Annotated in this window: 21 protein-coding genes; 9 read left to right on the forward strand and 12 right to left on the reverse strand. The window is 73.0% G+C overall.

The window, feature by feature from the left end; translation table 11 throughout:
- The first annotated feature begins 7 nt into the window (after window positions 1-7).
- Window positions 8-637, forward strand: a complete 630-nt coding sequence (locus K8W59_RS03755) for a class I SAM-dependent methyltransferase (protein ID WP_223397418.1) — start codon at window positions 8-10, stop codon at window positions 635-637.
- Here the strand turns inward: K8W59_RS03755 and K8W59_RS03760 are convergent.
- Genes K8W59_RS03760 through K8W59_RS03775 form a run of 4 tightly spaced genes read right to left on the reverse strand, consistent with a single transcriptional unit; the run spans window position 624 to window position 5,301 of the window.
- Window positions 624-887, reverse strand: coding sequence for a hypothetical protein (locus K8W59_RS03760; protein WP_223397419.1), 264 nt, complete (start codon window positions 885-887; stop codon window positions 624-626). The genes K8W59_RS03755 and K8W59_RS03760 overlap by 14 nt on opposite strands.
- A 45-nt stretch (window positions 888-932) precedes the next feature.
- Window positions 933-3,035, reverse strand: a complete 2,103-nt coding sequence (locus tag K8W59_RS03765) for a DUF4185 domain-containing protein (protein WP_223397420.1) — start codon at window positions 3,033-3,035, stop codon at window positions 933-935.
- 42 nt (window positions 3,036-3,077) lie between these two features.
- Window positions 3,078-4,214, reverse strand: a complete 1,137-nt coding sequence (locus K8W59_RS03770) for an FUSC family protein (protein WP_223397421.1) — start codon at window positions 4,212-4,214, stop codon at window positions 3,078-3,080.
- A gap of 52 nt (window positions 4,215-4,266) precedes the next feature.
- Window positions 4,267-5,301 carry a LacI family DNA-binding transcriptional regulator gene (locus tag K8W59_RS03775; RefSeq protein ID WP_223397422.1) on the reverse strand — a complete coding sequence of 345 codons (1,035 nt, stop codon included), beginning with the start codon at window positions 5,299-5,301 and terminating at the stop codon, window positions 4,267-4,269.
- A 113-nt stretch (window positions 5,302-5,414) separates the two neighbouring features.
- Between K8W59_RS03775 and K8W59_RS03780 the strand changes: the two genes are divergently transcribed.
- The 3 genes from K8W59_RS03780 to K8W59_RS03790 are packed head-to-tail and all read left to right on the forward strand — an operon-like array spanning window position 5,415 to window position 8,540.
- Entirely contained in the window at window positions 5,415-6,614 is a 1,200-nt protein-coding gene (locus K8W59_RS03780; RefSeq protein WP_223397423.1) for a phytanoyl-CoA dioxygenase family protein, read from the forward strand.
- Window positions 6,611-7,621 carry a Gfo/Idh/MocA family protein gene (locus tag K8W59_RS03785; RefSeq protein WP_223397424.1) on the forward strand — a complete coding sequence of 337 codons (1,011 nt, stop codon included), beginning with the start codon at window positions 6,611-6,613 and terminating at the stop codon, window positions 7,619-7,621. Before K8W59_RS03780 ends, K8W59_RS03785 begins: the two co-directional genes overlap by 4 nt.
- Window positions 7,622-7,625: 4 nt before the next feature.
- Window positions 7,626-8,540: a DUF1353 domain-containing protein gene (locus K8W59_RS03790; protein ID WP_223397425.1), complete on the forward strand. Its 915-nt coding sequence runs from the start codon at window positions 7,626-7,628 to the stop codon at window positions 8,538-8,540.
- 4 nt (window positions 8,541-8,544) lie between these two features.
- Here K8W59_RS03790 and trhA read toward each other — a convergent pair whose 3' ends face one another.
- Window positions 8,545-9,297 carry a PAQR family membrane homeostasis protein TrhA gene (gene trhA, locus K8W59_RS03795; RefSeq protein WP_223397426.1) on the reverse strand — a complete coding sequence of 251 codons (753 nt, stop codon included), beginning with the start codon at window positions 9,295-9,297 and terminating at the stop codon, window positions 8,545-8,547.
- Between the two features lie 95 nt (window positions 9,298-9,392).
- Between trhA and K8W59_RS03800 the strand changes: the two genes are divergently transcribed.
- Window positions 9,393-10,169 (forward strand): isoprenyl transferase, encoded by a 777-nt coding sequence (locus K8W59_RS03800; protein WP_223397427.1) that lies wholly within the window; start codon window positions 9,393-9,395, stop codon window positions 10,167-10,169.
- 13 nt (window positions 10,170-10,182) lie between these two features.
- Here the strand turns inward: K8W59_RS03800 and K8W59_RS03805 are convergent, their stop codons facing one another.
- On the reverse strand, window positions 10,183-11,586 hold the full coding sequence (locus K8W59_RS03805; RefSeq protein WP_223397428.1) for a glutamate decarboxylase: 1,404 nt from the start codon (window positions 11,584-11,586) through the stop codon (window positions 10,183-10,185).
- Between the two features lie 322 nt (window positions 11,587-11,908).
- Here K8W59_RS03805 and K8W59_RS03810 point away from each other — a divergent pair, with 322 nt between their 5' ends.
- Window positions 11,909-13,219 (forward strand): PhoH family protein, encoded by a 1,311-nt coding sequence (locus tag K8W59_RS03810; RefSeq protein ID WP_223397429.1) that lies wholly within the window; start codon window positions 11,909-11,911, stop codon window positions 13,217-13,219.
- A 192-nt stretch (window positions 13,220-13,411) separates the two neighbouring features.
- Window positions 13,412-14,077: an aggregation-promoting factor C-terminal-like domain-containing protein gene (locus K8W59_RS03815; protein ID WP_223397430.1), complete on the forward strand. Its 666-nt coding sequence runs from the start codon at window positions 13,412-13,414 to the stop codon at window positions 14,075-14,077.
- 32 nt (window positions 14,078-14,109) lie between these two features.
- On the opposite strand, the gene K8W59_RS03820 is transcribed toward K8W59_RS03815, so the two are convergent.
- The 5 genes from K8W59_RS03820 to K8W59_RS03840 form a co-directional block, all read right to left on the reverse strand.
- Window positions 14,110-15,492, reverse strand: a complete 1,383-nt coding sequence (locus tag K8W59_RS03820) for a class II fumarate hydratase (protein WP_223397431.1) — start codon at window positions 15,490-15,492, stop codon at window positions 14,110-14,112.
- A gap of 56 nt (window positions 15,493-15,548) precedes the next feature.
- A complete protein-coding gene (locus K8W59_RS03825) occupies window positions 15,549-15,839 on the reverse strand; it encodes a hypothetical protein (RefSeq protein ID WP_223397432.1) in 291 nt (96 codons plus the stop codon).
- Window positions 15,836-16,357: a hypothetical protein gene (locus K8W59_RS03830; protein ID WP_223397433.1), complete on the reverse strand. Its 522-nt coding sequence runs from the start codon at window positions 16,355-16,357 to the stop codon at window positions 15,836-15,838. Before K8W59_RS03830 ends, K8W59_RS03825 begins: the two co-directional genes overlap by 4 nt.
- Window positions 16,358-16,421: 64 nt before the next feature.
- Window positions 16,422-18,230: a hypothetical protein gene (locus K8W59_RS03835; protein WP_223397434.1), complete on the reverse strand. Its 1,809-nt coding sequence runs from the start codon at window positions 18,228-18,230 to the stop codon at window positions 16,422-16,424.
- A 16-nt stretch (window positions 18,231-18,246) separates the two neighbouring features.
- Window positions 18,247-18,915 carry a spermine/spermidine synthase domain-containing protein gene (locus K8W59_RS03840; protein WP_223397435.1) on the reverse strand — a complete coding sequence of 223 codons (669 nt, stop codon included), beginning with the start codon at window positions 18,913-18,915 and terminating at the stop codon, window positions 18,247-18,249.
- A 251-nt stretch (window positions 18,916-19,166) separates the two neighbouring features.
- Here K8W59_RS03840 and K8W59_RS03845 point away from each other — a divergent pair, with 251 nt between their 5' ends.
- The gene (locus tag K8W59_RS03845; RefSeq protein ID WP_223397436.1) at window positions 19,167-20,114 is read left to right on the forward strand and encodes a hypothetical protein; all 948 of its coding nucleotides are present in this window, start codon (window positions 19,167-19,169) and stop codon (window positions 20,112-20,114) included.
- A gap of 106 nt (window positions 20,115-20,220) precedes the next feature.
- Here K8W59_RS03845 and K8W59_RS03850 read toward each other — a convergent pair whose 3' ends face one another.
- Entirely contained in the window at window positions 20,221-21,915 is a 1,695-nt protein-coding gene (locus K8W59_RS03850) for a fumarate hydratase (protein ID WP_223397437.1), read from the reverse strand.
- A gap of 70 nt (window positions 21,916-21,985) precedes the next feature.
- Between K8W59_RS03850 and K8W59_RS03855 the strand changes: the two genes are divergently transcribed.
- The gene (locus K8W59_RS03855; protein WP_223397438.1) at window positions 21,986-23,062 is read left to right on the forward strand and encodes an NAD(P)-binding domain-containing protein; all 1,077 of its coding nucleotides are present in this window, start codon (window positions 21,986-21,988) and stop codon (window positions 23,060-23,062) included.
- Window positions 23,063-23,231: the final 169 nt, after the last annotated feature.

Here is a 23,231-nt window from a genome sequence, read left to right on the forward strand (position 1 = left end):
GGGCGACATGGACGCGCGGGCCTGGGACGAGCGGTACGCCGCCGCGGAGCTGGTCTGGTCGGCCGGCCCCAACCAGTTCGTCGAGGCCGAGTGCGGCGTCCTGACCCCGGGTCGCGCGGTCGACCTGGCGGCCGGCGAGGGACGCAACGCCCTCTGGCTCGCCGCTCGCGGCTGGCGGGTCACCGCCGTCGACTTCTCCCAGGTGGCGCTGGACAAGGGAGCCCGGGTCGAGGCGGCGCGGGACGGCGACGCGCCGCCCATCGCCTGGGAGTGCGCCGACGCCATCGCCTGGCGCGGTGAGGGCTTCGACCTGGCGGTGCTGGCCTACCTCCAGCTGCCGGCCGACGAGCGCCGTGCCGCGGTGCGCAGTGCCATCGAGGCGCTGGTTCCGGGCGGCACCCTGCTGGTCGTCGCGCACGACTCCAGCAACCTCGAGCACGGCACCGGCGGCCCGCAGGACCCGACGGTGCTCTACACCGCCGAGGACGTGCTGGCCGACCTCGACGGGCTGGCGGTCGACGTGGTCAGGGCCGAGGTCGTGGACCGGGTGGTCGGCGGCGACGCGTCCTCGCATCGCGACGAGGGGGTCGCCTCGGCGGTCGCGAAGGACGCGCTGGTCCGGCTCACTCGTCGGTGAGGCGCCCCTGGTCGGTTGGGTCGTCGGTGCGCTCGGGCTCCTCGGGGCCGCGCGGCTGGTCGCCGTACACCCCCGCGTTGCGGGCCGCGCGGGCCTTGCGCAGCTGCTTGGCGAAGCTGAAGCACAAGAACACGACCGCCGCGATCAGCAGGACGAACATCAGCGCACCCCAGGGCCCGGCGACCACGTCGTCGGCTTCGGGCACCTTGTCGGCGGCGCGCACCACGAACGGGGCGATCTGGGCGAGCATGGCTGCATTCTCGCAGGTCGCCGTCGGCGGTCGGCGTCCGGGCGCTCAGGGCCGCGGCAGGGTGACCCGGAGGAAGCGGGGGCGGTAGGCCGTCGGGTCCTGCTCGATCTCGCGCACGTCGGTGCGGTTGTTGCTGTAGGACACCAGCACCGTGCCGGGCGAGGGCAGCACGGCGGGGTGGGCCAGAGGCATGTAGCGCAGGCGGCCGGAGTCCAGGTCCGAGGGCAGGTCGGCCAGGGCGGGCCCCGGGGTGAACGGCCCGGTGGGTCCGGGCGCGGTCCAGGCCACCAGCTCGTCGCCGAGGAAGTCGTTGCGCTTGGACAGGGCGTACCAGACCCCGCCCTGCTCGAAGACCGACAGCGTCTGGGAGACGCCGTCCCGGGCGGGGATCAGCTCGGTGGCGTCGGCGGCGCGCCGGCTCCAGCGCTCGCCGTCCCAATAGCGCCACGCCGACCTGTCCAACACCTGCTCGGGGCGCATCCGCGCCACCCGCAGGGAGTAGCCGAAGACCAGGTCCTCCTCGGTGGTCGCGGTGCCGTAGAGGTAAAGCCAGCCGTCCGCGATCCACCCCGCCGCGCCCCACACGGGCCGACGTCGGTCGGTGGAGTCCGGCCCGATGTCGCGCACGCCGAGCAGCTGTGGGGTCCCCCCGCGCGGCACCAGGTAGACCGCGACCGCCGGCCCGAGGCCCTCGAAGTCGAACTCGTCGCCGCCCGTGGAGCGCACCCGCTGGGCGGTGACCGCGACCAGGTCGTATCCGGGCCGGGCGACCGCGCCCACCGCCATCGGCCAGTAGCCCACCTCCGCGTCCCGGTCCGGGATGATCGCGCCGCCGCCGGGCGGCTGCACGACCGCGATGCAGTCCCGGTCGAAGAGCAGCATCGAGTTGCGCACGAATCGCCCGCCGGGGGTGCCGGCGGACCGGACGGTGTCGCCGAAGAGCCACAGCTGCCGGTCGTCGGAGAGGCGTACGTCGGCTCCGACGTCGCCGCCGCCCCACGCGGGACCGCGGGCCTCCTCGATCATCTGATTGAGCTGGGGGACGGTGCGCGGCGAGCCCACCCGCATGCACTGCGTGGTGGTGACCAGCGGCTCGCGCACCGGCTCCGCCTCGCCCGTGTCCGGGAGCAGCACGACCGGCAGCAGCGCCAGCAGAGCGACCGGCGCCACCGCCACTGCCGTGCGCGCGACCCCGAACTCCGTCGGGCCGCCCTGTCGGCCGCGGAGCCGGAAGGCGACCAGGCAGGCCACCACGCCCACCACGGTCCATACCGTCAGCACGAGCAGCGGCCGGACCGCACCGCGGCCGTCGGCCAGCGCGGTCAGGGCGTCCCGGGCCGCGCCGGGCTGGGTCCAGCCGAACAGCTGGCGCCAGCCGCCGGGGAGCAGCCGGTCGTCCACGTGCCCGATGAGCGGGGCGGCCGTGACCAGCCCCACCAGCCCGGCGACGGCCAGACCGGCCGTGCCGGCAGACGTGCCGCAGGCGAAGACGAGCAGCGCGCCGCCGACCACGACGAGCGCCAGCGTCGCCACGCTCCCGGCGAGGGCACCCTCGGGGCGCAGCGCGGGGGTCGCGACCAGGGCCAGGGCCACCAGCAGCCCGCCGGCCGAGGCGAGGGCGACCGCCGTGGGTCGCCGTACTCCTCGCAGGCGGGCGCCGAAGCGCGACACGACCAGGGCGGCGCCGCCGAGAACGCCGGCGAGCAGGGCGGCGAGGGCGAGCCGGTCGAGCTGGACGAACCGGTCGGGGTCCGAGCCCACCGGGCGGACGACGACGGTGCGGCCGAGGCTGCGCTCGTCCTCCCGGACGGTGTCCTGGAGGAGGCGGCGGACGTCGGGGGAGGCGTGCCGGGAGAGCAGCAGCGTGTCCTCGGTCGCGGCCAGGTCGACGACCACGGCCCCGGCCAGCGTGCCGTCCGCGACCTGCTGCTCGGCCTCGGAGGCACGACCCACCGCGACGGTGGTCACCTCCTCGGGGTCCAGCTGGTCGCCGACGAGCTGGGCGACCACGGGAGGGCCGACGATCCCGACCGGGACGTCGTGCGGCTCCCCGGTCTCGGGGCTCGCGACCAGCCAGAGGACGGCGGCGGCGCCGAGGAGCAGGGCCAGCAGGTGCACCAGCGTCGCGGGTGCGCGCCGAGCCGACATGCGCCAATTCTGACCTACGGCGGCGACGGCGGCGGCGCCGGATCAGACGGCGGGGCGCCGCCGTGCGTTGAGCCGGTCCAGCCGGAGGGGCAGTCGCGGCTGGCCCAGCGGGTTGGCCGCGGCGACCGGCTCCATCGCCTCCAGGATGTTGCGGAGGTTGGTGATGAGCGCGCCCTGGACCGTCCAGGTGCCGGCGGTGGTCGCGTCCTGCAGCTCGCGGGTGAACCGCTCCAGGTTCTCCTGCACCGAGGCGACCGCACGCGGGTCGGCGGCGCCGATCGCCGTACCGCACTGCCGCAGCAGGTCGATCCACGGTCCGGTGAAGGCGGTGCCGCCGCCGCTCCACGGCGGGGTGTCCCGGCCCAGGGTCCGGGCCATGCTCCGCGTCTCCGCGATCGCCTGCTCCATCCCGCGGAGCAGGGGATACCAGTCCTTCGGGTCCCGCCAGGGGCGGGCCGAGCGGCGCGGGTTCATCCAGGCGCTCTCGCGGGCCTGGCGGACGAGGGACCAGGCGTGGTCGAGGTCCGCGTCCAGGGCCCGGGTCTCGTCGATCCACTCGCCGACCCTCTCCGTGAAGCCGTCGCGGTCCTCGGCAGTCGGGTCCGCCTCGAGCCCGTCGGCCATGTCGGTCAGCAGGGTCCCGATCCGGTCGTCGACCTGGTCCATCGCGGTGATCGCCGTGCGCTGGCGCAGCGGCGGCCAGACCACGAGATTGACCAGCAGCCCGGTGACGATGCCGACCGCGGTGTCCAGGAGCCGCGAGACCATCGCGCCCTCCTGCAGGCCGGTGGTGATGACCACCAGCGCGGTGGTGGCCACGGTGGTGCCCTCCGCACCGAGCCAGGGGATCGCGCCGAGGATCAGGCCGATGCCGAGGACCAGGGTCATCGCCATCGGGTCCAGCCCCATCAGGCCGCCGATGCCGCCGGCGATGAGCACGCCCATCACAGTGGCCGCGATCTGCTGGGCGCCGCGGGAGAAGGTGCGGTAGACCGTCGCGTGCACCACGAGCAGCGCCGACCAGGGAGCCAGGAACGGCTGGGGCAGGTGGAACACCTCGGTGGCCAGCACCCAGGCGCCCACGCCCGCGAGCACCGTCTTGAGCACCTGCAGCCCGTCGTTCCACGCCACCGGGTCTTGCAGCCGGGCGCGCAGCCAGGTCTCCATCCGTTCGATCACCGGTCGATCCTGCCATTCGCCGCCGACGTGCACTTCGGGGTGGCCCGGGGGGTCACTCCGTCCGGCCCAGGGCGGCCGGCTCGTTGTACGGCGTGACCACCTGCACCTGGGCAGGGACCGAGGCCGGGACGCCGGGCAGCACTCCCTGCGCCTGCATCAGCAACCGGCAGGCCCGGCGCACGTCGGCCCGCAGGTCGTGGTGCAGCACCGCCGAGACCCGTCGGGCGCGCAGCAGCGCCCGGTTGTCCCGGTCCAGGTCGTGGGCGACGAAGACCCGGGGGGCGCGTCCGGCGGCCTCGAAGGCGGCCAGCGTCGCCCGGTTGCCGCCGCCGATGGAGTAGACGCCGTCGATCGCGGGGTCCGCGCGCAGCGCGTCCCCGACCCGCTCCAGCATCGGCTCGTCCAGACCGTGAGCGCCGGCCACCTCGCGGACCTCCCGGCCGGGCGCCAGCTGCCGCATCGTCGCGCGGAACCCCAGCTCGCGCTCGTCCTCGCCGTGGAAGGCGGCGCTGCTGAGCGTCACCAGCACCGGCCCGCCGTCGGGGGACCACTGGGTGAGGAGGTACGCCGCCGTCGCTCCGGCCGCGCGGTTGTCGATCCCGACGTAGGCCACCCGCCGGCTGAGCGGGACGTCGGTGAACAGGGTGACCACCGGGATCCCGGCGTCGGCGAGCTCGGCGACCGCCTCGCCGACCCGGGGGTCGTCGGGCGCCTTGAGGAGCACCCCGTGCGAGCCGCGGCGCGCGATCCGGCGCAGGGTCTGCGCCATCGCCGCCGGGTCGCTCTCCTCGTCGAGGTGGAACCGCGCCCGCAGCACCGCCGGCCGCAACAGCGGCAGCTCGGCCTCCAGGGCGTCGCGGACCTGCTGGCTGAAGCGTCCGGGCGCCTGCATCACCAGGTCCAGCAGCAGGGTGTGGCCAGTGAGGCTGAGCTGGGAGCGCTGCCGGTCCAGCTCGGCGATCGCCCGATGCACCTCGGCGGCGGTGGACTCCCGCACCCCCGGCCGCTCGTGCAGCACCCGGTCGACCGTGGCCTCGCTGAGACCGGCCTGCTCGGCGATCTCGCGGATCCGGTAGGGGTGCGGCATCCGGACCTCCCGTGCTGATGGGCTGAGGGCTTTTTGATGGGTTCTCACCCCTCGGAGCCCTCACGAACGCCTCTAGCGTGGCAGACGCAGCCCCCGAGCCCCTGGAGGATCCCGTGACCACCACCGCCCCCACCACCACCGCATCCGGCCGCCTGCGGGCCGCCGACTGCCGCATCGAGGACTTCGTCGCCGTCGTCGACCGGGTCACCGACCTCGACGACTTCCCCCTGGCGGCCGAGGTCGTCGACAACGTGCTGGTCTACGACGCCGACGAGTTGCGCCGTACCTCCGCCACCCCGGAGGGCCGCGAGCAGGTGCAGGCCGAGCTGGTCCGGGCGCTCACCACGGGCCCGGGCGTGGCCGTCTTCCGCGGCGCGTTCACCGACCTGGAGCCGGTCGACCGCGCGACCGCGGCCTTCGACGCGATCATCGCCGACGAGCAGGCCGCCGGCGGCCCGGCCGGCGACCACTTCGCCGCCCCGGGAGCGAACAGCCGGGTGTGGAACGCGCTGGAGAAGCTCGCGGTGCGCGACCCCGAGACGTTCGTCGACTACTACGGCAACGACATCCTGGCGCTGGTCTCCGAGGCGTGGCTCGGGCCGGGCTACCAGATGACCTCCCAGGTCAACGTGGTCCGTCCCGGCGGGAAGGCGCAGGAGCCGCACCGCGACTACCACCTCGGCTTCCTGGCCAACGAGGTCGTCGAGCGGTTCCCCGCGCACGTGCACGCCCTGTCGCCGGTGCTGACCCTGCAGGGGGCGGTGGCGCACTCGGACATGCCGGTGGAGAGCGGGCCGACGATGTACCTGCCCTACTCCCACCAGTACCTGCCCGGCTACCTCGCGTGGCGCCTCCCGGAGTTCAAGGACCACTTCGAGGAGCACCACGTCCAGCTGCCGCTGGCCAAGGGCGACGCCGCGTTCTTCAACCCCGCGCTCTTCCACGGCGCCGGGACCAACGTCTCCGCCGACATCCAGCGCACCGCGAACCTGTTGCAGGTCTCGTCGGGCTTCGGCCGGGCGATGGAGGCCGTGGACCGGGCCAAGGTCGCCACGGCGGTCTACCCGGCCCTGCGCTCCCGCCGGGCCGCGGGCGTCGACGCGGCGACCCTGGAGTACGCCGTCGCCGCGGCCGCCGAGGGCTACCCGTTCCCCACGAACCTCGACCTCGACCAGCCGCTGGACGGCCGGCTCACCCCGGTGTCGCAGGTGGAGATCCTCACCGAGGCGCTCGCGGAGGACCGGGATCCGGACCAGGTCGCCGAGGCCCTGGCCGGCTATGCCGAGCGCCGCAGCAACGAGGCGATCCGTTGACCGAGCTCGCCCCGCCGCGCACCCCGGACCCGGCGCAGGCGCCGCCGCTGCGCTGGGGCGTCATGGGCACCGGGTGGATCGTGGAGCGGTTCGTCGGATCGCTGCGGCGGCACACCAGCCAACAGGTCGTGGCCGTCGCGTCGCGCGACGGCGCCCGCGCCCGGGCGGCGGCCGCCGGGCTCGACGTACCGAACGCGCACGAGGGCTATGCCGCGCTCGCCGCCGACGCGGGCGTCGACGTCGTGTACGTCGGGACCGGGCACCGCGAGCACGTCGCCTGCGCCCGGACCGCGCTGGAGGCGGGCAAGCACGTGCTGGTGGAGAAGCCGATGGCCATGGACGCGGCCGGGGCCGAGGAGCTGGTGGCCCTGGCCCGGGACCGCGGGCTGTTCCTGGCCGAGGCGATGTGGACGTTCTTCCTGCCGCGCTTCGACGTGGTCCGTCAGGTGCTCGACTCCGGGGTGCTGGGCGAGGTCCGCACGGTGCTGGCCGACAACGGCGAGCACTTCGAGCCCGACCACCGGATCTTGCGCGCGGACCTGGACGGCGGGCCGATGCTCGACCTCGGCAGCTACCCGATCGCGTTCGCGACCTGGGTCCTGGGCGAGCCGCAGCGGGTGACGGCGAGCGCGGTCGGCCACCCGGCCGGTGTCGTCGGGCAGGTCGCGGCGGTGCTGAGCACCGCGTCCGGCGCCCAGGCCGTGCTGCACACCTCGGTGTTCGGGGACACCCCGGTCACCGCGGCGGTCTGCGGGACTGAAGGGGTGCTGCTGCTCGACGGGCCGTTCTACCAGCCCGGGGACGTGGAGGTCCGCTTCGCCGACGGCCGGCCGCCGCAGCGGTGGACCGAGCCGCGGACCGCGCACGACGCGCTGTTCCACGAGGCCGCCGAGACGGCCCGCTGCATCGACGCGGGAGCGACCGAGACCCCGCTGCGGCCCTGGGCGGACACGATCGCGACGCTCCGGGTGATGGACGCCGTCCGGGAGCAGGCAGTGCCAGAGTGAGCCCATGCAGCTGCAGACTCGGGCCCGGCCGAAGCGGTTCTTCGACGGAGGGGTGCCCGCCTGGCTCGGGCTGCCGGAGATCCCGCCCGACCCGACCGCGCCGCCGCGGGTGGTCCTCAACCGGATCGAGGACGAGCAGGGCCGGGAGTCCTGGGAGATGCTGCGCCGGATCGCCTACCGCGACCCGGTCCTGGACACCGTCATCATCGTGCCCGCGCGGCTGGAGGAGTTCCGCACCGATCTGACCAGCGTGCCCCGGTGGTTCACCTGGCTGGTGCCCAAGTCCGGACGGCACCTGCCTGCTGCCCTCATCCACGACGGCCTGGTCGGCGGGGCCCGGGACGTCGCGTCGGCCACCACGGACCCCGAGGTGCCGATCGACCGGGTCGAGGCGGACCGGATCTTCCGCGACGCCATGCGCGACACCGGCACCGGGGTGATCCGCCGCTGGCTCGCCTGGGCCGCGGTGACCACCGTGTCCCTGGTCCTCGTGGGCCGGCCCGGCTGGTCGCCGCTGCTGCGCTGGTGGTTCCGGCTCGTGGTCCCGGCGACCTACCTGGCCATCCTCTACTGCGGCACCAGCGCCACGCTGGTCCTGCTCGACCGCCACGTCCCGGGCTTCTGGGACCTGCCCTGGATGCGCTCGGAGGACTTCTGGATGCAGGTGCTCGGCGGGCTCTCCGGGGCGATCGTCGTGCCGATCCTGCTCGGGGTGTTGTGGGGCGGCTACCTCCGGGTCGCCGCGATCGCCGGGGTCGCGGTCGCCACCCTTCTGCACGTCACGGTCGCGGTGGCCGTCGTGGCGCTGGCCTACCAGGCGGCGGAGTGGCTGGCGATGCACCTGCCGCCGGTCGCGACCGCCCTGATGGTGCTGGGGCTGATGGCCGCGGTGGCCGCCTTCCCGCTGTTCGTGCTGTGAGCGCTCAGCGCAGGGAGTACGTCGCCAGCGAGACGCCGACGTAGTGGGCGGCGAAGGCGAGGATGGTGAAGGAGTGGAACACCTCGTGGAAGCCGAACCAGCGCGGCCACGGGTTGGGCCGCTTGAGCCCGTAGACCAGACCGCCCAGGGTGTAGAGCAGGCCGCCCACGGCGACGAGCACCAGGACCGCCGTACCGATCCCGACGCCAAGGCCGCTGGCGCCCTCGACGAAGCCGGGGAAGAACGCGATCGCCGCCCAGCCGAGCGCGAGGTAGAGCCCCACGTAGAGCCAGCGCGGCGCGTTGGTCCAGAAGATCCGGAACAGCATCCCGAGGATCGCGCCGACCCAGACCACGGTGAGCATGACCGTCCGGTCGCGGCCTTGCAGCAGCAGCATGCTGAACGGGGTGTAGGAGCCGGCGATCAGCAGGAAGATGTTGGCGTGGTCGAAGCGCTTCCAGAAGCCGTGCAGGCGCGGGGACCAGGTGCCGCGGTGGTAGATCGCGGAGATGGTGAACAGCAGCAGCGCCGAGCCGGCGTACACCGCCGAGCCGACCCGCGTGGGGGCGGTCGGGGAGAGCACGATCAGCACGATGCCCGCGGCCAGGGTGAGCGGCACGTTGACCAGGTGCAGCCAGCCGCGCAGCCGGGGCTTGACGTCGGCGACGACGGTCTCGACCCGCTCCTGGGCGCGCTCGACCGAGTCCTGCACCCGCTCGTGGGCGCGCTCGACTCGGTGGCGCAACTGGTCGTTCACGACGACCACGGTACGTCCCTCGTCCACTGAACGGCGAAGAAGGCGATGAACATCATGTGCCCGACGAGGTGAACGAGAGGGGCTAGGCTGCCCCGGTGGGCTTCAAGAGCGCGGTACGACGTGTGCTCTACCCCGCCTACGAGTTCCGCGTGGCCCGCCGCCTGGGCGAGGAGCGGGTGCCCCAGCACGTCGGCGTGATGCTCGACGGCAACCGCCGCTGGGCGCGCGCCGTGGGCGCCGAGACCGCCCACGGCTACCGCGCCGGCGCGGACAACATCCAGCCGATGTTGGGCTGGTGCGAGGAGGTCGGCGTCCAGGTGGTGACGCTGTGGCTGCTCTCCAGCGACAACCTCACCAACCGGCCTCCCGAGCAGCTCGAGGGGCTGCTGACCATCATCGAGGGGGCGGTGGAGTCGCTCGCCTCGACCGGCCGCTGGCGGATCCACCCCGTCGGCTCCCTCGACCTGCTGCCCGCCGGCACCGCCGAGAAGCTCAAGGCGGCTGCGGACGCCACCCGGGACGTGGACGGGCTGCTGGTCAACGTCGCGGTGGGGTATGGCGGACGCCGGGAGATCGCCGACGCCGTCCGCGCCCTGCTGCTGAGCGAGGCCGCTCAGGGTCGGACCCTGGAGGAGCTGGCCGAGGTGGTCGACGTCGACCACATCGCCGACCACCTCTACACCAAGGGTCAGCCCGACCCCGACCTGGTGATCCGCACCTCCGGCGAGCAGCGGCTCGGCGGCTTCCTGCTCTGGCAGAGCGCGCACAGCGAGTTCTACTTCTGCGAGGCCCTGTGGCCCGACTTCCGCCGGGTGGACTTCCTCCGGGCGATCCGCGCCTACGCCGCCCGGGAGCGGCGCTTCGGGGGCTGAGGCCGCCCCGCCCTCACGAGCCGGGAGCGGCGCCGCGGCCCAGGTGGTCGAACCGGGTGCCCTGCTCGTCGTCGCCGCCGTGCTTGTGCAGGTAGGCCACCGCCCGCCGCAGGTCGGCGACCAGGTCGTCGGCCAGGTCGCGGCTGAGCCCGTTGCGCACCACCATCCGCAGGACGGTGCGGTCGGAGAGGTTGTCCGGCAGGGGGTACGCCGGCACCTGCCAGCCGCCGGTGCGCAGCTGGTTGGAGACGTCGTAGGCGTCCCAGCCGGTCACCTCCGGCGCCAGCCGCCAGGTGACCACCGGCATGGAGAGACGGTCGCCCACCAGCTCGAGCTCGGGCATCTGCGCCACCTGGTCGGCGATCCAGCGCGCGACGTCGAGGCTGGCCTGCTGGACCTGTCGGTAGCCGGTCCGCCCCAGGCGCAGGAACTGGTAGTACTGCACGGTGACCTGGGAGGCGGGCCGGGAGAAGTTGAGGGTCAGCGAGGGAGTGTCGCCGCCGAGATAGGCGACATGGAAGACCATCTCCTCGGGCACCACGTCGGCCGAGCGCCACACCACCCAGCCGACCCCGGGCGCGACCAGCCCGTACTTGTGACCCGAGGTGTTGATCGAGTGCACCCGGTCCAGCCGGAAGTCCCACTCCAACGACGGGTCGACGAACGGCGCGATCATCCCGCCGGAGGCCGCGTCCACGTGCAGCGGGACGTCCAGCCCGGTGTCGGCCTCGAGGGCGTCCAGCGCCGCCGCCAGCTCCGCGATCGGCTCGTAGGCACCGGTGTAGGTCACCCCGAGGATCCCGACCACGCCGATGGTGCGCTCGTCGACGTACCCCGCGAGCTGCTCCCCGCGCAGCATCGGGTGCTCGTCGTCGATCGGCACCGTGCGGGCCTCGACGTCGAAGTAGTTGCAGAACTTCTCCCAACACACCTGCACCGCCGAGCTCATCACCAGGTTGGGGGAGTCGGTCGACTCGCCGGCGGCGCGGCGGGCGGCCTGCCAGCGCTTCTTCATCGCCAGGGCACCCAGCATCGCGGCCTCCGACGACCCGACCGTCGAGGTGCCCAGCGCGTGCTCGGGGCTCGGTGCGTGCCACAGGTCGGCGAGCATCCGCCAGCAGCGGTGCTCCATCTCCGCCGCCATGGGGTACTCGTCCTTGTCGATCAGGTTGCGGTCGGCGGTCTCGCGGTAGAGGTCGTAGGCGCGCTCGTCCATCCAGGTGGTCACGAAGGTCGCGAGGTTCTGCCGGGCGTTGCCGTCCAGCTGCGCCTCGTCGTGGACGATCTGGTAGGCCGTGTCGGGCAGGGTCGGCTCGTCCGGCATCCGGTAGCGCGGCACCGTGCGCATCAGCTCCGGGCGCGCGAAGACCGGGCAGATCTCCAGGTCGGCAGGGCGGTCGGGGTCGAATCGGACCATGGCCCACCCTGCTACGCGGCCCGAGGACGTGGCAAGGACGCGGATGGTTGATCCGTCCACCGAACCTTCACCCCGAGTTCGGGCGTGTCAGCCACGGCGGCCCCTCGGACCGGCGTACGTTCGAGGCATCGGCAGGTGGGGAAGCCTGTCGTACCCGGGAGGCTCGTTCGTGAGATTCCACGACCACACCACGGTGGCTCCGCCCGCCGTGCGAGGAGGCCGGCACTCCGGCCTTCGAGCGCCCTGGTCCGCCCGCGTGACCTGAGTAGAGACAGGACCGGGCGGAAGGAGTGCCCGCGCCGGTCGGTGAGGGGTTTGCACGATGACCGCACCCGCACTGCGCACCTTCGTCCTCGACACCAGCGTGCTGCTGGCCGACCCCGGCGCCCTCAAGCGGTTCGCCGAGCACGAGGTGGTCCTCCCGGTGGTCGTGATCACCGAGCTCGAGGGCAAGCGCCACCACCCCGAGCTCGGCTTCTTCGCGCGCTCGGCCCTGCGGACGCTGGACGACCTGCGCGTCACCCACGGCCGGCTGGACCGCCCCGTGCCGGTGGGCGAGGAGGGCGGCTCGATCCGGGTCGAGCTCAACCACACCGACCCGACCGCCCTCCCCTCGGGCTTCCGGCTGGGCGACAACGACACCCGGATCCTGGCGGTCGCGCGCAACCTGGCCGACGAGGGCCACGACGTCACGCTGGTCTCCAAGGACCTGCCGCTGCGGATCAAGGCGTCGGCCGTCGGGCTGACCGCGGAGGAGTACCGCGCCGAGGGCGTGGTCTCCGACTCCGACACCGGATACACCGGGATGGCCGAGCTCGACGTACCCGCCGCGGCGCTCGACGAGCTCTACGAGGACGGGGTGCTGGACCTCGACGAGGCGCGCGACCTGCCCTGCCACACCGGCCTGGTGATGCTCTCGGAGCGGGGTACGGCGCTGGGCCGGGTCGGTCCGGACAAGCAGGTGCACCTGGTGCGCGGCGACAAGGAGGCCTTCGGCATCCACGGCCGCTCGGCCGAGCAGCGGATCGCGCTGGAGATGCTGCTGGACCCCGACGTCGGGATCGTGTCGCTGGGCGGCCGGGCCGGCACCGGCAAGTCCGCGCTGGCGCTGTGCGCCGGCCTGGAGGCCGTGCTCGAGCGGCGCCAGCACAAGAAGGTCGTGGTCTTCCGTCCGCTGTTCGCCGTGGGCGGGCAGGAGCTCGGCTACCTGCCCGGATCGGAGGGGGAGAAGATGTCCCCCTGGGCGCAGGCGGTCTTCGACACCCTCGGCGCGATCACCACGCGGGACGTGATCGAGGAGGTGCTGGACCGGGACATGCTCGAGGTGCTGCCGCTGACCCACATCCGCGGCCGGTCGCTGCACGACGCGTTCGTGATCGTGGACGAGGCGCAGTCGCTGGAGCGCAACGTGCTGCTGACGGTGCTGTCCCGGATCGGCGCGAACTCCAAGGTGGTGCTCACCCACGACGTGGCGCAGCGCGACAACCTGCGGGTCGGCCGGCACGACGGGATCGTGGCGGTGGTGGAGAAGCTCAAGGGCCACCCGCTGTTCTCCCACGTGACGCTGACCCGCTCCGAACGCTCGCCGATCGCCGCGCTGGTCACCGAGATGCTGGAGAACGTCACGGTCTGAGGGATCTCCGGGGCCCGTGGGGCTCCTGGGGCACGCTGGGCCGGTGGGAGCGACCTGGGTCACACCGACGCGCCGTCGGTTTGCATCGCCCCGCATGGTCAGTCAGTGTGGACGGCCGTGACCTCTCGGTGACCTGATGGTCGGTCACCGTTCACCGTTCACCGTTGCCCCCGAGCCCCCGTGAGACCACCTGTGAGATCCCCTGCGCCCAAGGCGGGCAAGCACCGCGGCCCGTCGGCCCGTTCGGCCTCCCACCCGCTCCGCACCTCGCTGGCGACCGCGGCCCTCGCGGCGACCGCCACGGGCGTGGCCGTCGCCGGTGGCCTGGTCACCGGCCAGGAGGCCTCCCTGGGTCACGGCTCCGCCGCTGCCGCCGGGGTCTCCACCCCGGTCGTGGAGGGCGCCGGGTCCTCCTCCTCCGGGGCGACCGCCGAGGAGCTGCGCGCCGAGCGCGCCGAGACCGTCTCGCGGTCCGACAACCGGGCGCCGCTGGACGCCGCCAAGCTGGACGAGCTCTCCACCCAGGAGGCCCCCGCGGCGTCGTACGAGGAGAACCTCGACGACGCCGACCCGCGGACCATCGCTCGTGCCCTGCTGCCGGAGTACGGCTTCTCCTCCGACCAGTTCAGCTGCCTGGACGCGCTCTACAACTCCGAGAGCGGCTGGAACATGTACGCCGACAACCCGACCTCGTCGGCCTACGGCATCCCGCAGGCGCTCACCCAGACCCACGACATGCCGCCCGGCTACTTCACCTCCGCCGAGGTGCAGATCCGCTGGGGGCTGAACTACATCCGCGGCTCCTACGGCAGCCCCTGCTCGGCCTGGTCCTTCAAGCAGGCCAACAACTGGTACTGAGCGATACAGCGCCGACTCGGCACAGTGGTGGGTCAGGGGTGGGTCATCGACTCCACGTCGAGGGCGGCGTCGAGCTGCTGCTCGGTGACCTCGCCGCGCTCGACGTACCCCAGGTCGATGACCGACTCGCGGATCGTCATCCCCTCGGCGAGGGCGTGCTTGGCGATCTTCGCGGCGGCCTCGTAGCCGACGTACCGGTTGAGCGGGGTGACCACCGACGGGGAGGACTCGGCGTAGGTACGCATCCGCTCGGCGTTCGCGGTGATGCCGTCGACGCAGCGCTCGGCGAGCAGGACCGAGGAGCTGGAGAGGATCTGCACCGACTCCAGCAGCGCCTGCGCCATCACCGGCATCATCACGTTGAGCTCGAAGCTCCCCGACGCGCCCGCCCAGCCGATCGTGGCGTCGTTGCCCACGACCCGCGCGCACACCATCAAGGTGGCCTCCGGGAGGACGGGGTTCACCTTCCCGGGCATGATGCTCGAGCCCGGCTGCAGGTCGGGCAGGTGGATCTCGGCCAGGCCGGTCGTCGGGCCTGAGGACATCCAGCGCAGGTCGTTGCAGATCTTCGTCAGGCCGACCGCGATGGTCCGCAGCACGCCGGACGCCTCGACCAGGGAGTCGCGCGTGCCCTGCGCCTCGAAGTGGTCGCGGGCCTCGGTGAACGGCTGCCCCGTGCGCTCCCCGAGCGCGCCGATCGCCCGCTCGGCGAACGAAGCGGGCGTGTTGATCCCGGTGCCGACGGCCGTACCGCCCAGCGGCAGCTCCCGCAGCCGCGGCAGCACCGACTCCAGTCGCTCGATGCCCAGGCGCACCGTGGCGGCGTACCCCCCGAACTCCTGCCCGAGCATCACCGGCGTCGCGTCCATCAGGTGGGTGCGCCCGGACTTCACCGTGGTCGCGAACTCCTCGGCCTTGCGCTCCAGCGACGTCGCGAGCGTGTCCAGCGCGGGCAGCAGGTCCTCGACGACGGCCAGCGTCGCCGCGACGTGGATCGACGTCGGGAACGTGTCGTTGCTGGACTGTGAGGCGTTGACGTGGTCGTTGGGGTGGACCTCGACGCCGGCGTGCGCGGCGAGGGAGGCGATCACCTCGTTGGTGTTCATGTTCGAGCTGGTGCCCGACCCGGTCTGGAAGACGTCGAGCGGGAACTCGTCGTCGTGCCGGCCGGCGACGATCTCGTCCGCGGCCGCGACGATGGCGTCGGCCTGCTCGCGGGTGAGTACGTCGAGCCCGGCGTTCGCCGTCGCGGCCGCCGCCTTGACGTGCCCCAGCGCCTGGATGTGTCGCGGCGTCAAGGTGGTCCCGCTGATCGGGAAGTTCTCGATCGCGCGCTGGGTCTGCGCGCGCCAGAGGGCGTCGGCGGGGACTTCGACCTCGCCCATGGAGTCGTGTTCGATGCGCGTCTTGGTCACGGCTCCGACGGTACTCCCGGGGCCTGGCCCGGTGGCGGTTCACCCCCGGGCCGCGGTCACCCGGCTTCCAGGTCGACGGCGACCAGGTCGATGCCGAAGCCTCCGACGTTGGCCGCCAGGTTGCCCAGGCTGGTGGACATGGTCTCGAGGGAGACCGACCAGGAGAGCTCGAAGCCGGTGGCGTCACTGCCGAGGTCGGGGGCGAACTCGCCGGCTCCCTCGGTGATCCTGGCGACCACCGTGCGGACCGGCTCGGGGAGCTCGGCGAGCCGCACACCGCTGCGGCTGAGGCTGTCCCGCACCCGGGCGATGGCGGCCGGGTCGGCGCGGATCGGCTCCTCGGTCACGACTCGGCCCCCCAGCGGATCAGATAGTTCACCGAGACCCGGCCCTCCGCGGCGGTGACGACCGGCTCGATCACCAGCTCCTCCTCGCCGCGGACCCCGGTCGGGATGGACCGCACGACGTCCGCCTGCTGCTCGGTCGCCCGCGCGGCCTGGGCGAGGTAGGAGTCCACCGCGGCCCGGTCCGCGCCCAGCTCCTCGGTGGCGTCCCGGAGCAGCCGCTCGAGCTCCGCCAGCGACAGCCCCCGGCGTCGCAGGGCCAGCCGGTCGGGGGCGGCATCGCCCCCAGGGGCCTGTACGGCGGCGGCGTAGGCCCGTGTGTCCAGCACCCGACCGTCGGTGAACCGCACCGTGGCATCGAACTCCGAGCGGTCTCGGTTCTGCAGCACCGTCGAGCTGCTGCCCTCCGGGAGGGCGAGGTCCGCCCGGGAGGGTGGCGAGGACAGGTCGACGTCGAGTCCTCCGTCCAGCACCTGTCGTGCGGCCTCTCGCTGTTGGGCCCGGGGGCCGGTGTCGCTCACGCTGCATCCTCCTGAGATGACGGCCAACGCGGCCAGCACGATGCCGACCCGCCGCCCGCGGTGGTCACTGGTCAACGTCCACTCTCCAGTTGGCGAGCTGGGCCAGGATCTCGTCGATCCGCTGCTCCAGGCGGTAGTCACCGATCCGGTCCCCGACGTTCTGCCCGATGAGGTCGCGAGCGCGCTGCGGGTCATCACGGAGCAGCTGCTGGAAGGCGGGCAGCGTGTCCTGCTCGATCAACGCCCAGCGGTCGTCGAAGTCGGCGATGTTCCCGTCCGGGAACGGGGTCTGCACCGTCACGGTCCCCTGGAGCGGGTTGTCGACGTCGATGTCGGGAAGGTCGATCGGGCCGATCTTGTCCGGTGTGCCGAGCCGCTCGGGCCCGGGCGTCTCCGCGGTGACCGTCAGCGGGAACACCTCGGGATAGCTGCGGGCACCGGGGATCGACGGCGCGCCGATCAGGGTCATCAGCCAGGTCATCGCCTCTCCGGTGGGGGCGTGGTCGAACATCCGCTGGTAGTCGTCGTCGATGACCACCAGCTGCTCGCGCATCAGGAACTCCTCGTTGGCCGACTGGACCCGCTCGGGGTCGCCGGAGTCGAGGTCGGCCCAGGCGTCGGCGATCTCCGGCGGGTAGAGGCCTGCCGCCTCGAGCTCGCGGATGGCCTCCATCCCTCCGTCGACGTAGGCCTGGTGCAGGCTGCCCTGGTCGAAGAAGATCTGGCGCTGCATGTCCAAGAAGCTGCTCTCGAAGAAGCGCAGATCCTCCTCGGTCCAGTTCGCGATGTCCTGCATCCCCGGAGGCAGCTGGCTGCGGAGCGGCTCGGGCAGGTCGCCCAGCGAGCCGGCCATCCGACGGAACAGGTCGAGGTCGAAGAAGCCGGCGGCGAACGAGGGCCCGATCATGTTCGCCATGCCGGCCCACTGCAGGTCCGGGTTCTGCAGGTAGAGGTCGCCGTAGTAGCGGTAGACCGCCTCGATGATCGCCCGGTTGGCCTCGGCGCCCTTCGACGGGTCCCACTGGGACAGGTCGATCCCGGCGGCCTCGGCCGCGCGGAACCGCCAGTACGACTGCAGGGTGGTGGCGTACTGGTCAGGGGGGAGCCCCAGCTCGCGGGCCCGGTCCAGGAGCGCCTTGACCTTCTCGTAGTCATCTGGCGGAGCGGCGAGCTGCTCGGCCAGCTCACCGAGTGGCCCGCCGTTCTCCGAGCGGGCGCGGCGAGCCAGCGGGGAGGTGGGGCCGAACGCGCCCATCCCCAGGAGTCGGTAGAGCAGCACGTCGGTGGCACTGACCTGCAGGGCCACCGCGCTGCCCAGCTCGTCGCCGAACCGGACGGTACGGCGCCGGAGCCGCTCCTTGAGGTCGTCGTACTCCGTGGTCAGCTTCTCGCGTGCCGCGGTGAGGTCGGCGGACGCGGCGCCGATGGCTGCGTCCCTCGCCTCGTCATAGCTCCGCTCCTCGTCCCGCCGGATCCCGCTGGGGAGGGTGGGATCGAGGTCGTCCACGGAGGACTGGCGACGCCGGTCGGCGGCGGCGACGGCGTCGTCGTAGGTCGCCTGCGCCTCGCGCCAACGGCGGTTGAGGTCGGCGAGGTCGACGCTCACCGCGGTGTCGAGGTCGTGGGCGTAGCCGCGCAGCGCGGACGCGGCACCGCCGAGCCGGCGCCGGAAGACGCCGAGCTCGCCGCCCAGAGCGACGGCCTGCTCGCCGAGCGACGTCGAGCTCGCGCTGCTCCACCCGGCCCGCCAGCGCTCGGGCGCGGTGCGCACCTTCTCCGCCTGGTCGCCGCACACCTCCGCGACCTCGCCCAGCCGCCGCGCCCCGGCCAGCAGCGGGCCGGGGTCAACGTCGAGAGTGAAGTGATCCCCCATCGCGGGAACTGTACGGTCAGCGGCGGCTGACGTACAGGTAGTAGTGCTCGGGGCGGTCCTGCAGCAGCACCTGCTGGGGGAGCTCCTCGGCGTTGCCGAACACCCCGTCGAGCGCGCCCAGCAGCTCGGGCGCCGGGTTCGCCGACCAGATCACCACCACACCGCCGTCCGCGAGCAGGCCGCGGCACGGCTCGAGCATCGCGGGGGAGTAGAGGCCGGCGTTGTCCTCGTGCACCAGGTAGCCCGGGCCGTTGTCGACGTCGAGCAGCAGCAGGTCGTGCTTCTCCCGCGCCTCGGCGATCGCCATCGCGATGTCGGCGTTGACGATCCGCACCCGCCGGTCGGCGAGGAGGGCCGGGCCGTGCGGGACGGTGCCGTCGCGCATCCAGCCGATCAGCGCCTCCTCGACCTCGACCACGGTCACCCGCTCCACCCGCGGGTCGGCCAGCACGCGGCGCAGCGTGTAGCCGAGCCCCAGCCCGCCGATGACCACGTCGCGCGGGTCCTCGACCAGACCCAGCGCCAGCGCGCCCAGCTCGGTCTCCGAGGAGGTCTCCTCCGTGTCCATCACGAAGACGCCGTTGGCGCGCAGCTCCAGCACCGGCCGCGACCCGTCCTCCCGGCGCTCGCGCAGGACGAGCTCGCCGCGCTCGGAGTCCGCCCGCGCCACCTCGGTGTACTGCATGGCCTCACGGTAAGGCGGGTGGGCCCTCGGGGGCGTCCTCGGGGCGTCCGGCGCGGCGGCCGATCCGCGACGTCATACGAAGCGGAGGAGCGGTTCCCCGGAACGTATGACGTTGCGCGGGGGCCGAGCCGCGGCGGCGCCGGGGCCGTCACGTGCACATCGCCCTGTGGATACCGACCGCGCACGGGCGGTTCTCCACAGCCTGCTCATCGGTGGTGGTGACCGGCCGGCCTCGCGGCCACGCTCGTGTCATGCCCCAGCAGACGCGGTACGACGACCCTCGCCTCATCCGTGCCCGCTCCCTGGCCGCCGACCAGGGCGGAGTGACCGGTCAGCGGCAGCTGCTCAGGCTGGGGATCCCGCGCTGGCTCATCCGCGCCGAGGTCAGCGCCCACCGTTGGCAGCGGATCTCCGACCAGGTCGTGTGCCTGCACAACACCGAGCTCACCCCGCTCGGGCACGCATGGGCCGCCGTACTGCAAGGGGGTCCCCGGGCCCGGCTGGACGGTGCCTCGGCGCTCATCGCGGCGGGGCTGAAGAACTTCGAGGTGGATCGGATCCGGGTGTCGGTGCCGCGTGGCGCCCGCGTACGACGTACCCGCCTCTACGACATCCGCCAGACCCGGCGCTGGCGGGCCGAAGACCTGCATCCCGGGTCGGGGATCCCCCGCGCTCGCCCCGCCGTGGCCGCCGTCCACGCCGCTCTCTGGGCGCGGTCGAACCGGCAGGCCGATCTGCTGCTGACCATGCCGGTCCAGCAGGGGCTGGTGCTGCCGAGTGACCTGGCCGCCCAGCTTCTGCTGGTACGTCGCCACCGTCGACGCACGGCACTGCAGGAGACCGTGCTGGAGCTGGTGGGTGGCATCCGATCCCTCAACGAGCTGGACGTGGTGCGTGGCTGCCGGGCGCGTGGGATACCGGAGCCCGACAAGCAGGTGCTGCGGCGTACTCCCAACGGGACCTACTACCTCGACCTCCGCTGGAACGACTTCGGTGTCAGCCTGGAGATCGATGGGATCCAGCATGCGTGGGTCGAGAACCTGGTCGCGGACGCGCTGCGGCACAACGCGGTCGCGCTCGAGGGGGATCTGGTGCTGCGGCTCCCGGTGATGGGGATGCGTGCCTGCCCGGACGCGTTCTTCGAGCAGCTCGAGCTGGCGCTCGTGTCCCGCGGCTGGGTACGCGGCACCGCAGCCTGACACGGTCTGGCGGGCGGCTCGGCGGGCGTCGACGTGCGCCCGGGCGTCCGGGACGTCATACGAAGTGGGGAAGCGGTTCCCCGGAGCGTATGACGTTGCGCGGCGGCTACTCCGCGGAGCGCACCCGGATCCCCGAGATCGGCACGGTGACCGCGCCGGAGGGGTCGGTGAAGAAGTCGTTGCCCTTGTCGTCGACCACGATGAAGGCGGGGAAGTCCTCGACCTCGATCCTCCACACGGCCTCCATGCCGAGCTCCTCGTACTCCAGCACCGAGACCGAGGTGATGCAGTCCTGGGCGAGCCGGGCGGCGGGGCCGCCGATCGACCCGAGGTAGAACCCGCCGTGGGCGGCGCACGCCTCGGTGACCTGCTGGGAGCGGTTGCCCTTGGCGAGCATCACCATCGAGCCGCCGGCCGCCTGGAACTGCTCGACGTAGGAGTCCATCCGTCCCGCCGTCGTCGGCCCGAAGGACCCCGACGGCATCCCGTCGGGGGTCTTGGCCGGGCCGGCGTAGTAGACGGGGTGGTCGCGGAGGTAGTCGGGCATCTCCTCACCGGCGTCCAGCCGCTCCTTGATCTTGGCGTGCGCGATGTCGCGCGCCACCACCAGCGGCCCGGTCAGCGAGAGCCGGGTCTTCACCGGGTGTTGTGACAGCTCGGCGAGGATCTCCGGCATCGGCCGGCGCAGGTCGATCGGCACGACCTCGCCGCCGGCGATCTCGTCGGAGACGCCGTCGGTGGGCATGAACTGCGCCGGGTCGGTCTCCAGCTGCTCCAGGAAGACGCCCTCCGGCGTGATCTTGCCCAGGGCCTGCCGGTCCGCCGAGCACGACACCGCCAGAGCCACCGGCACTGACGCGCCGTGCCGCGGCAGTCGGACCACCCGGACGTCGTGGCAGAAGTACTTCCCGCCGAACTGCGCCCCGATCCCGAAGGACTGGGTCAGCTCGAAGACCTGTTGCTCCAGGTCGGTGTCCCGGATCCCGTGCGCGCTCATCGAGCCCTCGGTCGGCAGGTCGTCGAGGTAGTGCGCGGAGGCGAGCTTCGCGGTCTTCAGCGCGTACTCCGCCGACGTACCCCCGATCACCACCGCGAGGTGGTACGGCGGGCACGCGGCCGTGCCGAGGGAGCGGATCTTCTCGTCCAGGAACTCCATCAGCCGGGTGGGGTTCAGCACGGCCTTGGTCTCCTGGAAGAGGAACGACTTGTTGGCCGAGCCGCCGCCCTTGGCCATGAAGAGGAACTTGTACTCCGGCACCTCGGTCGCCGGTGTGGAGTAGATCTCCACCTGCGCCGGCAGGTTGCTGCCGGTGTTCCTCTCCTCGAAGGTCGACAACGGAGCCAGCTGGGAGTAGCGCAGGTTGAGGCGGGTGTAGGCGTCGTACACCCCGCGGCTGACCGCCTCCCCGTCGTCGGCGCCGGTGAGCACCCCCTCGGACTTCTTGCCCATGACGATCGCGGTGCCGGTGTCCTGGCACATCGGCAGCACGCCGCCGGCGGAGATGTTGACGTTCTTGAGCAGGTCGAGCGCGACGAAGCGGTCGTTGCCGGAGGCTTCCGGGTCGTCGATGATCCGCCGCAGCTGCGCGAGGTGGCCGGGGCGCAGGTAGTGGCTGATGTCGTGCATCGCCTCCTCGGTCAGCCGCCGGATCGCCTCCGGCTCCACGGTGAGGAAGGTCCGCCCGTCGACCTCGACCGTGGAGACCCCCTCGGTCGTCAGGAGGCGGTACGGCGTCTCGTCGGCGCCGTTCGAGCCCGCGGTCGGTAGGAGGTCGGAGTATCGGAACTCTGCGTCAGCCACGGGCGACAAGATATCCGGCGACGTCGGTCCCAGCGCGGCATGGATCGAGCCGCGACGGTGTTGACCCGCCATGGAGATCTGGGACTCGATCGTGGTCGGCGCCGGTCAGGCCGGTCTCGGGGCGTCCTACCACCTGCGGCGCAGGGGGATCGAGCACCTGGTGCTCGACGGCAACCCGGCGCCCGGCGGCGCCTGGCAGCATCGCTGGGACTCGCTGACCATGGACGACGTGCACGGGGTCGCCGATCTGCCGGACGCGGTGGCGCCGGACCGCTCGGAGCGGCGCGCGAACGAGGTCGTGCCCGGATACTTCGCCGACTACGAGCGGCTGCACGACCTGCCGGTGCTGCGCCCGGTGCGCGTCGACCGGGTCGAGCCCGACGGGGACCTGCTGCGGGTCCGGGCCGGCGACCGGTCGTGGCGGACCCGCACCCTGGTCAACGCCACCGGCACCTGGACCCGGCCGTTCGTGCCGCACTACCCGGGGATCGAGACCTTCGCTGGGGAGCAGTTCCACACCGCGAGCTACCCCGGGCGCGAGCACCTGCGGGGGCGCCGGGTGCTGGTCGTCGGCGGCGGCGCCTCGGCGGTCCAGTTCATCGGGGAGCTGGCGCCCATCGCCGACACCCTGTGGGTGACCCGCCGACCACCCGTGTGGCGCGAGGACTTCGACGCCGCGGCCGGCCTGCGGGCGGTCACCGCGGTCGAGGAGCGGGTACGGCGCGGCCTGCCGCCCGCGAGCGTCGTCAGCGTCACCGGCCTGGCGCTGCGACCCCAGGAGCAGGAGGCCGCGGAGCTCGGGGCCTACGACCGGCACCCGATGTTCGCCCGGATCGAGCCGCGCGGAGTCCGGTGGGCCGACGGCGCCTTCGAGCCCGTGGACGTGATCGTGTGGGCCACCGGCTTCCGGCCGGCCGTCGACCACCTGGCGCCGCTGGCGTTGCGCTCGCCCGAGGGCGGGATCGCGCTCGAGCCGGTGCCGGGCAAAGTGCAGGGCGCGACGACCGCCGTACGCGACCCGCGGATCCAACTCGTCGGCTACGGTCCCTCGGCCTCCACCATCGGCGCCTCCCGGGCCGGGCGGCAGGCCGCCTTGGCGGTCGAGCGAGCGCTGCGGGACGCCGCCGGGGTCGAGCGCGCCGGCTGACGCGGACCGTGGAGCCTAGCTGTCACAGGTTGTCAGTCAGACTCCACGGTCGGCCGCCGAAGCGGCACGACACGAGCCTAGGGAGCGCCCGCGGCCCGCACCATGGCCCGGCCGGCCCATTTCCGACCGGCCCGATCAGGCCCCGTGGACCACCCGGGGTGACTAGGGC

Source organism: Nocardioides rotundus, from assembly GCF_019931675.1.
Lineage (GTDB): Bacteria > Actinomycetota > Actinomycetes > Propionibacteriales > Nocardioidaceae > Nocardioides > Nocardioides rotundus.